General features: G+C 57.6%; 7 protein-coding genes. 5 read left to right on the top strand and 2 right to left on the bottom strand.

All coding sequences use genetic code 11. The features are described from left to right. Nucleotides 1–74 precede the first annotated feature (74 nt). Nucleotides 75–425: a single stranded DNA-binding domain-containing protein gene (locus CSTAT_RS13975; protein ID WP_419186560.1), complete on the bottom strand. Its 351-nt coding sequence runs from the start codon at nucleotides 423–425 to the stop codon at nucleotides 75–77. Between the two features lie 248 nt (nucleotides 426–673). On the opposite strand from CSTAT_RS13975, the gene relB reads away from it, so the two are divergent. Together relB and CSTAT_RS01360 are read left to right on the top strand one after the other, a co-directional pair. Continuing rightward, nucleotides 674–901 carry a type II toxin-antitoxin system RelB family antitoxin gene (gene relB / locus CSTAT_RS01365; protein ID WP_066792244.1) on the top strand — a complete coding sequence of 76 codons (228 nt, stop codon included), beginning with the start codon at nucleotides 674–676 and terminating at the stop codon, nucleotides 899–901. 9 nt (nucleotides 902–910) lie between these two features. After that, nucleotides 911–1,177 (top strand): type II toxin-antitoxin system RelE family toxin, encoded by a 267-nt coding sequence (locus tag CSTAT_RS01360; RefSeq protein WP_075722221.1) that lies wholly within the window; start codon nucleotides 911–913, stop codon nucleotides 1,175–1,177. A gap of 19 nt (nucleotides 1,178–1,196) precedes the next feature. Here CSTAT_RS01360 and CSTAT_RS01355 read toward each other — a convergent pair whose 3' ends face one another. Next, nucleotides 1,197–2,339 carry a YihY/virulence factor BrkB family protein gene (locus CSTAT_RS01355; RefSeq protein ID WP_075722220.1) on the bottom strand — a complete coding sequence of 381 codons (1,143 nt, stop codon included), beginning with the start codon at nucleotides 2,337–2,339 and terminating at the stop codon, nucleotides 1,197–1,199. 102 nt (nucleotides 2,340–2,441) lie between these two features. Here CSTAT_RS01355 and CSTAT_RS01350 point away from each other — a divergent pair, with 102 nt between their 5' ends. The 3 genes from CSTAT_RS01350 to CSTAT_RS01340 are packed head-to-tail and all read left to right on the top strand — an operon-like array spanning nucleotide 2,442 to nucleotide 11,147. Continuing rightward, the gene (locus CSTAT_RS01350) at nucleotides 2,442–7,382 is read left to right on the top strand and encodes a DEAD/DEAH box helicase (RefSeq protein ID WP_075722219.1); all 4,941 of its coding nucleotides are present in this window, start codon (nucleotides 2,442–2,444) and stop codon (nucleotides 7,380–7,382) included. A gap of 2 nt (nucleotides 7,383–7,384) precedes the next feature. After that, nucleotides 7,385–9,997 carry an AAA family ATPase gene (locus tag CSTAT_RS01345; protein WP_075722218.1) on the top strand — a complete coding sequence of 871 codons (2,613 nt, stop codon included), beginning with the start codon at nucleotides 7,385–7,387 and terminating at the stop codon, nucleotides 9,995–9,997. Beyond that, nucleotides 9,981–11,147, top strand: a complete 1,167-nt coding sequence (locus CSTAT_RS01340; RefSeq protein WP_075722217.1) for a 5-methylcytosine restriction system specificity protein McrC — start codon at nucleotides 9,981–9,983, stop codon at nucleotides 11,145–11,147. Before CSTAT_RS01345 ends, CSTAT_RS01340 begins: the two co-directional genes overlap by 17 nt. Nucleotides 11,148–12,054: the final 907 nt, after the last annotated feature.

The following is a 12,054-nucleotide window of genomic DNA, read 5'->3' as shown; positions in this document are numbered from 1 at the left end:
GCCGCCGGGGCGGCATTGGCTCGTGATGTCATTGGTGTTGAATGGATAGCGCACTTGAATTTGTCCTTAGAAAGCTAAAAGACCCTCGTCAACACGTGACGCGGGCTAAAAATAGGGTCAGAATGGAGGCTGTTCGTCCATGGTTTGTTGGACGTTCTGCTGGGATTGCGGCATATTCGGCGAGTTGTCCTGCCCGGTCGGTGCCGGCGCCCCCAACCACCCTGAGCGGGCTGCTGCGGCGTGTTACCCCACGCGCCGGATTGCGGCGTGCTCTGCCCATCCCGAGGATTACGCGCAACCTGAGCCGTGCCAAACAAAAGCGACGGCCCAACATCCTCAACCAACACCTCTAACACCGTACGGTTGTCCCCCTCCTTAGTCTGATAAGACTGGGCTTTGAGCTTGCCAGTAATAATGACACTCATACCCTTTTGGAGTGTTTCGGCCACGTTCTCCGCCATTTTGCACCATGGGAATTGCCATCCCCACATTGTCAAGAAGCCAGAGTCCAAAAAGTCGTTAGACATCCTGTCCATAAACTAACTGGACTCCAAGTCCAAGAAGTCACTAGACAACACACCTCCAGTCCACGCTTCATCATCCAGCCCCTTGTCCACCACATGACTTCGCCTTACAATGTCTTACAGAAAGAAAACTGGCTAGGGAGGCCACCATGTCACCATCGTCCATCACCCTCCGTCTCGACACCGCGGAGAAGGAAGCAATCCAAGACTTCGCCCACACGTACGGCCAAACCACCTCTGAATTCATCCGTACCGTCGTCAACAATTACATGGAAGATCAGCTTGACCTTACGGTCTGGGAGGAAGCCATGGCCGAGTTCAAGGCCGATCCAGAGACCCTCTCCGCAGAAGAACTCGCAGCTAAATACGTGAACTAATTCGTTACCATGGTCTACCGCCTTCGCATCTCCCGGCGAGCCGACAAACAGCTGTCGAAACTAGATCCGCACGTATCGAGGATTATTGCAACGTGGCTCCTTAAAAACGTGGATGGAACAGACGATCCTCGTAGACACGGCAAGGGCCTTACGGGGCCATTATCTGGACGATGGCGATATCGCGTCGGAGACTATCGAATTCTCTGCGCCATCGAAGACGATAAAGCCATTGTGCTCGCGGTCGAAGTCGGACACCGTTCTGCGGTGTACCGATAAGCCGCACTCTCGCTCATCCTCAATCTTTAAGTCGGATCTCCTTGCCTAACCCCTCCAATTCTCTCACAGCGGCGGACTGCGCCACCGCCGAGCCGGTCGCCCGCGGCGGCGCCTGAATAACGCGCTCCGACTCGAGCCCTCGCTCTAGCTCCATCGCCCGCGCAATCTCCGCGTCGATCTTCACGCCGAGGATAAACAGCGTGTTCATGATCCACAACGCAAACAGCGCGCTGATGACCGTCCCCAGCGCGCCGTACGCGCTGCGCGCACCCACCACCGTGAGATAGACCCGCACCAGTCCCCACGCCACGACGGCACCCAGCAACGCGATGGTTGAGCCCACCGTGAGCCACTGGAATTTCCGCGTCCGCACATTCGGCGCGAAGCGATACAGCAACGCCAACAGCGTCACGCTCACCACCGCCACGACCGGCCAGCGCAGCCATTGCCACACCGGCAGGAAGGAATCGACGAGGAAAGAACGCACCGAAGAAACACCCGCGACCCCACCAAAAGGCCGCAACAGTCCCACCACGATGTCGCGCTGCAGCATGAGCGCCACAAAGATCACCACGACGCCCAGCACCATCGCGACGGTGAGCCGCCACATCACTGTCCACGTGCGCACGAGCCCGCGGCCTTCCACTCGCCCATACATCGCATTGGCACTGCGCGCAAACGCCCGCACATACGCCGAGGACGAAAACAGTGCGAGGACCACCGATAACACCAGCATGAGCGTCGACTGTTGCGTCGAGCCCACCACCGCATCCACGACCCGCTGCGCGGCGTCCGCCCATTCCTGTGGCAGATATGTCCCGATGAAATCGGCCGTGAGCTTCTGCACCTGTTCCTCATTGCGCGCGAGCACCAACGTCGCAATGGAGTACACGCCCAACACCATGGGCAGCGCCGTGAGCACCGTAAAGAACGTGAGCGTCGCCGCGCGGTCCATCATCGCGTTCATGAAGAGCTCATGGCGCACCCGGCGCGCAACTAACCCCCACGCCCGGCGCGACAAGTGCCGCGCGCTCTCCCCCGCCAAGCCATACGCCCGGGGCACCTCCGTGCGCACGAGCTCCCCGCTATTGGGCGCAGCGACGGCAGGGCTTGGCCGTGCCCCCTTCTTCTCACCGTCGCCCGGCGTGGCGTTTTGTGTCATACCTGCAGCTTACCGGGCGTACTCAGAGCGGGCCGACGCATCAAGGAAGCTAATTCGAGTCTATCGGCTCATAGCACGTCAGTACCCGCCATAATAGAGACCATGTCTACCTTCTCCGACGTCCTCGACCAGCTACGCAAGAACCAGCCGCAAGGCAAGTACGGCATCGCCTTTGAGAAGCTCATGGCCAATTACTTCCGTAATGACCCGACGTTGAGCGAAGAGTACGAGGACGTCGGACGCTTCATCGACTGGAAATACTACGACGGACAGTCCGATACCGGCATTGACCTTGTAGCCCGCCGCCGCGAGGACGGCCGCTGGGTCGCCATCCAGTGCAAGTTCTATGAGCCGACCGCTTACCTCCAGAAGTCCCACCTCGACTCCTTCTTCGAGAAATCCGGCCGCTCCTTTGATACCGAGCACGGCAAGGACTCCTTTGCTCAGCGCATCATCATCTCCACCACGGACCGCTGGAGCAAGAACGCCGAGGAAATGCTGGACAACCAGCTCATCCCTACCAACCGCATCGGCACTGCCTCCATCGCCGAATCCCCCATCGACTGGGACATCACGTTCCCCGGCAGCGACATCGCCATTAACTTAACCCGCAAGCAGGTGTACTCCCCGCGTCCGCACCAAGAGGAGGCCATCGCGGAGGCCATCGCCGGCTTCGAAACTCACGACCGCGGCAAGCTCATCATGGCCTGCGGCACTGGCAAAACGTTCACCGCGCTGCGCCTCGCGGAAAAATTCGCCGAGAACAACGGAAACAAGGCCCGCGTCCTCTTCCTCGTTCCCTCTATCTCGCTGCTCTCGCAGACGCTCAAGGAATGGACCGCTCAGTCGCAGCAGAACCTGCCACTCAAGCCGTACGCCGTATGCTCCGACCAGAAGGTCTCCAAGAAGGCCGAGGACATCGCCTCCTACGATCTCGAGGTCCCCGTCTCCACCGACGGACACGACATCAAGCATCGTACGGAGCAAGGCAAGCGCCGCCAGGGCCTCAACGTCATCTTCTCCACCTACCAATCCATCGAGTCCATCCACGAAGCCCAAGAGCTCGGCATGGATGACTTCGATCTCGTCATCTGCGACGAGGCCCACCGCACCACCGGCGTCACTCTCGCCGGAGAGGACGCCTCCAACTTCGTGAAGATTCACGACGAAAAATACATCAAGGCCAGCAAGCGCCTCTACATGACGGCTACTCCCCGACTCTTCGACGACAACGTCAAGGGCAAAGCCGAGGAACATTCCGCGGAGCTGGCCTCCATGGATGACGAGGCCATCTACGGCCCCGAGTTCTACCGCCTCGGCTTCGGTGAGGCCGTGGACAAGGGCCTGCTCACTGACTACAAGGTCCTCGTCATGACCGTCGAGGAAGACATCGCCGCGGACGTCCTCGCTGCCTACCCGACCAACGAAATCAACCTCACCACCGCCTCAGCCATGATCGGCGCGTGGAACGGACTCGCGAAGCGTTCGGGTGCCGAGCAGGACACGAAGTCCGGCTTCGAGGCCAATGCACAACCCATGCGCCGCACCGTTGCCTTCGCCAAGGACATCAAGGCCTCGAAGACTATCCAAGAGACCTTCCCCACGCTCATCCGCCAGTACCAGGAGCAGCTCAAGGACCACGCCGCTACCAACGACGTGAGCCTGCTCAACATCGATCTCCAGGTCGCCGTCGAGCACGTCGATGGCACCATGAACGCCCTCGAGCGCGGCAATAAGATCTCTTGGCTCGAGTCCTCCATCCCTGAGGACGAGACTCGCATCCTCACCAACGCTCGCTGTCTCTCCGAGGGCGTGGACGTCCCTGCCCTCGATAGCGTCATCTTCTTCCACCCGCGCAATTCCATGGTCGACGTCGTCCAGTCCGTCGGCCGCGTCATGCGCAAAGCCGAGGGCAAGGACTACGGCTATATCATCCTGCCCGTCGCCATCCCGCCGGGAGTCTCCCCGTCCCAGGCCCTCAATGACAACACGCGCTTCCGCGTAGTCTGGCAGATTCTCAACGCCTTGCGTGCTCACGATGACCGCTTCAATGCGAAGGTCAACTCGATTGCGCTCAACGAGAAGGTCGGGCTTCCCATCGACATCGAGAGCGTGAAGAATACCAAGAAGGAGGAAGAGCAGTCCCTTGCAGACAAAGCCAAGGACGCCCAGGCAAAGCTCGATGCTTCCGATGCCACCCCGGCTAGCCACTCTGAGTCCTCCGGTGAGCAGGACCTCACCTCGGCGCAGATTGCGCTATTCTCCCTCGAGGCCTGGCAGGAAGCCATGTACGTCAAGCTGGTCGACAAGGTCGGTACGCGTACTTATTGGGAAGACTGGGCTGACGATGTCGCCACTATCGCCGAGGCACAGATCGCCCGCATCAAGGCGCTTATCAATGCTGCGGACGACACCATCCGCAAGGAATTCGAGGTCTTCATCGAGGGCCTGCGCGGGAACCTGAACGACTCCATCACCGAGGACGAAGCCATCAGCATGCTCTCTCAGCACCTGATCACTGCCCCGGTCTTCAACGCGCTGTTCACCGAGCACGACTTCGCCGCGCACAACCCGGTCGCCCGCGTCATGCAGCGCATGGTCGACGCATTGTCCGACGCCAAGCTCGAATCCGAGACCGAATCCCTCACCAAGTTCTACGAGTCGGTCCGCATCCGCGCCTCCGAGGTCTCCTCCGCTTCCGGCAAGCAACAAGTCATCAAGGACCTCTACGAGCGATTCTTCCGCAAAGCCTTCAAGAAGCAATCTGAGGCCCTCGGCATCGTCTACACCCCGGTTGAGATCGTCGACTTCATCCTGCGCTCCGCGGACCAAATCTCCCGCGAGCACTTCGGCAAGGGGCTCACGGACGAAGGCGTCCACATCCTCGATCCGTTTACGGGCACCGGCACGTTCATGGTGCGGCTCCTCCAGTCGGGCCTCATCGAACCGGAAGACCTCGCCCGCAAGTACGCTGGCGAACTCCATGCCACCGAGATCATGCTGCTCGCCTACTACGTCGCCGCGGTCAACATCGAAACGACGTATAACGCCCTCCAAGCCGAACGCGCCCAGCGCGACAATGAGCCTGAACCCGCGTACGTCTCCTTCGCCGGCATCGCCCTTGCCGATACCTTCCAAATCCACGAGGAAGGCGACATCCTCGACATCAAGGTCTTCAAGGAAAACAACGCCGCCATTCAACGGCAAATCGACGCTCCTATTAACGTCATCATCGGTAACCCGCCCTACTCCGTGGGACAGATGAGCGCGAACGACAACAACGCGAATCTCAAGTACCCAACACTTGACAACCGAATTCTTGAGTCATTTGCAGCCCGGTCAACCGCTTCGCGTAAAGCAGACCTTTACGATTCGTATCTGCGAGCATTCAGATGGTCAATCGATCGCCTCGGTAGAAACGGCGTCATGGCATTCGTGTCCAACGGCGGCTGGATAGACGGCAACACCGCCGATGGCGTCCGACTTTCACTAGCAGATGAGCTCAGCGACATCTACGTGTACAACCTCCGTGGCAACCAACGAACTGCCGGCGAGCAATCCCGCAAAGAAGGCGGCAAGGTCTTCGGCTCCGGTAGCCGCAACACCGTCGCCATCATCATTGCCGTCAAGCGCGAAATCCCGGACGATGTCTGTATCCACTACCGCGATATTGGCGACTACCTCAGCGCAGACGAAAAACTTGCGATTGTTGATCGCTCCACGCTCGATAATGTCGATTGGGAAATCCTCCACCCAAACAAACACGGAGATTGGATCGAACAACGCGGTGAGGAACTATCAACATTTGTTCCGCTCGAGTCAGATCCAAAGGCTGGTACAACAGGTATTTTAAGAATATCCGGACCGGGTATAAGCACGAACCGCGACAAGTGGGCTTATTCGTTTTCTTCAGATTCCTTGGCGTCAAACGTCGAATCATCGATTCTCAACTTCAATTCGATGCTCGGGGACGTACCGCTGAAGGATGATAAAAAAATCAAATGGTCATCGAAATTCGACAGCCTTCATAACCGCAATGTTCAGCTCGTTTTCGACCCCACGAGGATCATCATCGGTGCATATCGCCCATTCCAAAAGATGCACTTGTACAGCGGCGCCAACTATCTGGACCGTCCAAGGCTGATTTCTTGGGCTTTCCCATCCCCTAAGACCCCCAATCTCGGATTTGCGGTAACGGGAACAGGATCAAACGACAATTTTTCGCTTCTCGGCTCCATCCTCCCACCAAATTTGCACTTCCAAAACTCCGGCCAGTTCTTCCCGCGCTGGACCTGGGAACCCATCAAGGCGCCGGAGGGTGAGCTGGACTTTGGGATGGGGGAATCGGAAGGCTCGGAGCCTGGTATTGAAGGAGAAATCCTCGACGGCTACCGTCGCGTGGACAACATCACGGACGAGATTCTTGGGATTTACCGCGAGGCGCTGGGCTCGGATGTGACGAAGGATGATATCTTCTCCTTCGTGTACGGGCAGCTGCATGACCCGGGGTACCGAGAGAAGTACGCCGCGGACCTGAAGAAGATGCTGCCGCATATCGAAACGCCGACGTCACGGGCGCGGTTCGACCAGCTGGCTGCCGCCGGCCGGGAGCTCATGGACCTGCACGTCAACTACGAGGACGTGGAGCCGTGGCCGGTCACGGTGGCGGTGAAGGCATCGGCGGACGAGAACTCCCGCGAGACGTGGCGCGTGCAGAAGATGAAATGGGCGAAGAAGAAGGACCCAGAGACGGGTAAAAACGTCAACGATGTAACGACGTTGGTCTACAACAAGTCCGTGACCGTGCGCGACATTCCGGCTGAGGCGGACGAGTACATACTCGGCTCGCGGTCTGCGCTGGCGTGGATTATTGACCGGTACCAGGTGAAGAAAGACAAGGCATCGGGAATCGTCAACGACCCCAACGACTGGGCTGACGAGGTGGGCAATCCGCGGTACATCGTGGACCTCATTGCGAAGGTCACGCGTGTGGCGGTGGAGACTGTGAGGATTGTGGAAGGGATTCGAGAGGATAAGGAGTAGCAATGAGCCCACAGATTTATAACTGGAAATCCATGTTGCCGGTAGTCCTTGAGGTCGCCGCGGATGGAAAGCCACACCACCGCACCGACTACATAGAAGCCGTTCGTCGAGTCACCGCTCGTGACTTTGGCGACGAAATTCACCGGAAGCTCAAGCACGGCTACTCCTATGAAGACCGTGCTAATTGGGCGACGTTTGAGCTGCGTCGCTCCGGGTTACTGGCCGATGTTGAGCGCGCCGTAACGCAAATTACGCCTGAAGGCATCCAATGGCTCAAGGACAATCCCTATCCGCTGCGCCGCGAACAACAGCGAGAGTTTGTGAAGATGCGGGACCGTGTTCTCGAAGCGAAGGGGACGATCGAAAAATCCTCGTCTGATGACGATGCCGACGAGCCCGAAACAAGCGATGATTACGTCTGGGTTCTCCGCGCTGGCAAAGATGGCGTCCGTGAGAAGCGTGCTCTTCAAGAAAACCTCGGTCTACCGGGCTTGTACTACAACGAAGAGGTAGAAAGTACCGAGACCCTTGACGAGATCAAAAAGGCCATGCGGGCCGCCTATCCCGAGTGGAAGCGCGGCCAGATCAATACTCAGGCAGGGCAACTTTACCGTTTCCGTACGAAGCTCCAAGTGGGCGACATTGTTCTTATGCCGAGCAACCATGTCCATGGTGCAGTGTTCCATGGAAGAGTCACTGGTCCTGTCACCATTGACCGCAGCGAACCCGATGCCGAAGCACATCTCCGAGTTCCCATCGAGTGGAGTAAAGAACCTTTCCAGCGCGATGAATTAGGCATTGATCTGCGGCGTTCCATCACAAGCTTGCTGACTCTTTCGCAAGTAAAGCGGAACAACGCACATGAACGTTTCCTGTCTGTGATTGACGGCTCTGGTGATCCAGATTTCGACATTCAAGACTTCTCGACCACAGATTCATTCGTTCTTGACTGGATCAGCTTCAACCGCGAGTTCGCAGAACGACTCCTTTCCTATCGCACTGACCGCACAGCTCTACTAGAGAAACTCCGTGAGGCAGCACGACTTTCCGAGCGACCATCGTTGTTCAATATGTTGTGGGAGTGGTCGAAGGAGGACGGCAAAGAAACCGCCACGGACATCGATCCATTTACGGTCTATGCGCTCATCAATCGCTCGCTGACCATATCCAACAAGGAAGCGATTTATCGAGGGCTCAAGGAAGCATTCGATATTAGCGCCGAGGTTCCAACATCGGTTGATGGCTTGCCGGTACGTAACAACTTGTCGGCACGCTTCGAATCGAAGTACACCGATCCTGGAAATACCGCCTTCTATGACGGAATCTGGACGCTCTTCGAGGCCGCTCTGCGATACAACCCACGCGAGAAACACGGTCACTCCCGCGTCGACTTCATTGATGCGTACGACGCCGCGGTAAAGGACCGCTCACAGGTCGCGTATACCATGGGCCTATTTTGGATTCGTCCTGAAACCTTTATGGCTCTCGACCGCCGCAATGCCGACTTCCTTAAATCCGAAGACGGCATGGGCATCGATGTGGTCGGCACTGTAACTGACGGTGCCTCGTATCTCGCAACGCTTACAGATGTCGCCGACTGGCTCCAGGATTCCATGATTGATCCGCCAACTTTCGCAGGATTGTCGGCAACAGCATTCCAATACGCGCAGAACGAATCTGAAGCACCTGTCGAATCAGAACTCGAGGAACTCACTGAAGAAGCGCAGGAGACTTACTCCATTCAGGATATTCTCAACGCTGGATGCTTCCTCGACCGCAAACAACTCGAGACTATCCTCCGCCGATGGCGTGAAAAGAAGAACCTCATCTTGCAAGGGCCGCCAGGGACCGGAAAGACCTGGCTCGGCCGAAAGCTTGCTTACGCGATGCTCGAGGACTCCTCTGACGAGACAATTACCGCAGTGCAGTTCCACCCGTCAACGTCCTACGAAGACTTCATCGAAGGGTTCCGCCCTGCGAGCGATGGCCATCTTCGTCTGCAGCCTGGCCCCTTCCTCAAAGCCGTACGAGCTGCTAGTAACGACGAGGGGCGCAAGCATTTCATCATCATCGAGGAGATCAATCGCGGCAATCCTGCGCAGATCTTCGGCGAGATGCTCACGCTCCTTGAAGCCGACAAACGCAACGTCGAAAGTGCACTGACGACGATTTACTCACCAGACAGCGAGCCAATCTTTCTCCCCGAAAATCTCTACGTAATTGGCACGATGAACCAGGCGGACCGATCCCTCGCGATGGTCGATATGGCGTTGCGCCGACGTTTCGCATTCGTTGATCTTCAGCCTCAATTCAATGAGCGGTGGCTCGATTACTGTTCGACTAATTGCGGCTACGATCGAGGGACGCTGGAAGCTATCGGCACGAAGCTGGATGCGCTCAACGCCCGCATTGCCGCCGACATCAATCTGGGACGCGATTACGAAGTGGGGCACAGCTTCGTGACGCCGCGTAGGTCGTCAAAACCGCTGACCGCCGAGGAGACGCGCAAATGGTTCGATGCAATTGTCGACACGGATTTGGCACCGCTTCTACGCGAATACTGGTACGACCAGCCTGAGGTCTTGAAGGAAGCACTTCGTGAACTTCGAGCCTAAGACTTCTGCAGAGCCCATAAGCAAGCACGTGCCGATGCGCAGCGTATGGCTGCTGCAGCTCTATGCATCCGAGGTTTATCGGCGCGGAGTTATCACCGACGCCGCGGTCGATGCTGCGGACGCCGAGCTGCCATTGCTTCTCACTACCATGTTGTGCGAGGCCGTCGAGCGCCGCCTCACACGCGAGCTCAGCGTCGGATTCAGCCGTCGCGCCGCGACTCTTCACCGCGTGCGCGGGAAGATCGATGTTTATGCAACGCAGCGACACCGGCTACTCGACAAGGGCCAGATCCGGTGCGAGTTCAACGAGCTCACCAGCGACCACCCCGTCAACCGCTACTTGCTTCGTGTTCTGCACTACGCAGAAAACCTCATTCAGCCGCTCAATCAAGCAGTGGCGACGCGGTGCCGTTGCTTGGCGCGATCTCTCGAAGTCGCGGGAGTGCCATTTATTCCGTCGACACCTGAGCCAGCGGGCCGCCTCTCTCCTGCCGACGTCCACCCCACAGCAGTGGCATCGTTATTGCTCAATCTATTTGTTCCGCGTTCCGGCCTCGGCCCACACGCGTTTGCTCGTGCAGAAATATCAGAGGCCAAATTGCGAAGGCTCTTCGAGCGAGCGCTACTCGGAATCTACCGCTACCATCTCACGCCTTTGGGGTGGACAGTCAGTGGTGCGAAGTACCTGGGCTGGCCCCTCAACGCCCCAGCTACTGCGCAGCTTCCACGGATGCTCACAGACATCATGCTCACTAAGCCAGATGGCACCGAGGTCATCGTCGATGCCAAGTTCACGTCCATGGCGACCAGAAACCGCTCGGATACTGGGTACACACTGGCGTCGGGCCACCTCTATCAAATCCAGTCCTACGTGCTGGCGCACGCGGCGGCACTCGCTGAGGGAGGCGAGATCCGGCCGGTTGCGGGCGCGATGGTCTATGCAGCTCTAGGAGCACCCGAATCTACTTTTAACCAGCACCAACAGTTCCGCATTCATGGTCATGATTTCTCCTTTGCGGCTTTAGACCTCACCGGTCGAGCGAGCACGGTTCGAGAAGGCGCGCTCGCTGCGCTCGGAGTCGACATCCCTGCGACTCCGCCTTCTGTCCAAGCCGCTCTAGCTTCAGGTTTTTCTGGATTTACTTCTTAAGCCCAACACAGCATGCCGCAACGCCGGGTCCGAGAGTCCTCGCGTCTATCGAAGCGAATTGGCTACCATCGCCTAGGGTGCCGAGGGCGAGCTGAGCGGCGGTGAGGGCGGCATCGGCAAGCGCGATGGGGTAAGTGAGCCAATCGCTGTTTGCTTCGCCGTGGCGCGCAGAGCAGCAGCTGCTCTGGCCCCGTGCCCATTCCTCAGTTTTCCGTAGAATGCAGGCATGAAGAATTTCCGAGTGTATACGGGCTCTTCCGATTTTAGAGTACGCCCTAGCTTCAGGTCGTCGTTGCACCACTTCTAGTCGGAGGTAGTGCAATGAATAGCCGTCCTAATGGTTCGTTCCATTCGCTGTCGGATGAAGACAAAGCAGGTATCCGTGACTTGCTCAGCCAAGGGATAAGCCTACATCAGGCTTCGATCCGGCTGGGTTGTAATTATGCTCATACCCGCAATTTTGCCCATAGCCAATCCTTTATTAATTACCGTCCTCACACCACAGATCCGCAGCTTGTCGACGCGGGATTGAAGCTTGTGAGATCTGGACTGACGGTCAATGCTGCTGCAGTAGCAGTTGGCTTAAATGATGATGTCTTGCGCACACGAGCGCAAAAGGCTGGGTTGGTGAAGCCGGTTAGTCGGTACCAACGCACGGTCAATTCCACCAACCTTCGGGTTAATTACTTGGAATCACGCCTGGCAAATATGTCGAAAAAAGATGCGGCAGTCGCCACGGGAATTGACTACCGCAAGGCCTTGTACTTTGAAAAAGGCCAAGAAGGACGCGGAACAAATCATGCACGCCGTTTGAGTTTTGTTCCTGCAGGTCCTGCTGCAAAGGCGTATAACAAGCTTATGAACCGCCTTTTACACGCTACGGGTGGCATCGACCCTGCCCGCCGGC

Origin of the sequence: Corynebacterium stationis, assembly GCF_001941345.1 — a bacterium.
GTDB lineage: Bacteria > Actinomycetota > Actinomycetes > Mycobacteriales > Mycobacteriaceae > Corynebacterium > Corynebacterium stationis.
The sequence above is the reverse complement of the archived record's forward strand: the minus strand, read 5'-3'. Positions and strand labels throughout refer to the sequence as shown.

Excerpts from the sequence above, each read along its gene's own strand:
- relB (WP_066792244.1), top strand. The coding sequence starts at position 674 with ATGTCACCATCGTCCATCACCCTCCGTCTCGACACCGCGGAGAAGGAA.
- CSTAT_RS01350 (WP_075722219.1), top strand. The coding sequence starts at position 2,442 with ATGTCTACCTTCTCCGACGTCCTCGACCAGCTACGCAAGAACCAGCCG.
- CSTAT_RS01360 (WP_075722221.1), top strand. The coding sequence starts at position 911 with ATGGTCTACCGCCTTCGCATCTCCCGGCGAGCCGACAAACAGCTGTCG.
- CSTAT_RS01355 (WP_075722220.1), bottom strand. The coding sequence starts at position 2,339 with ATGACACAAAACGCCACGCCGGGCGACGGTGAGAAGAAGGGGGCACGG.
- CSTAT_RS13975 (WP_419186560.1), bottom strand. The coding sequence starts at position 425 with ATGAGTGTCATTATTACTGGCAAGCTCAAAGCCCAGTCTTATCAGACT.
- CSTAT_RS01345 (WP_075722218.1), top strand. The coding sequence starts at position 7,385 with ATGAGCCCACAGATTTATAACTGGAAATCCATGTTGCCGGTAGTCCTT.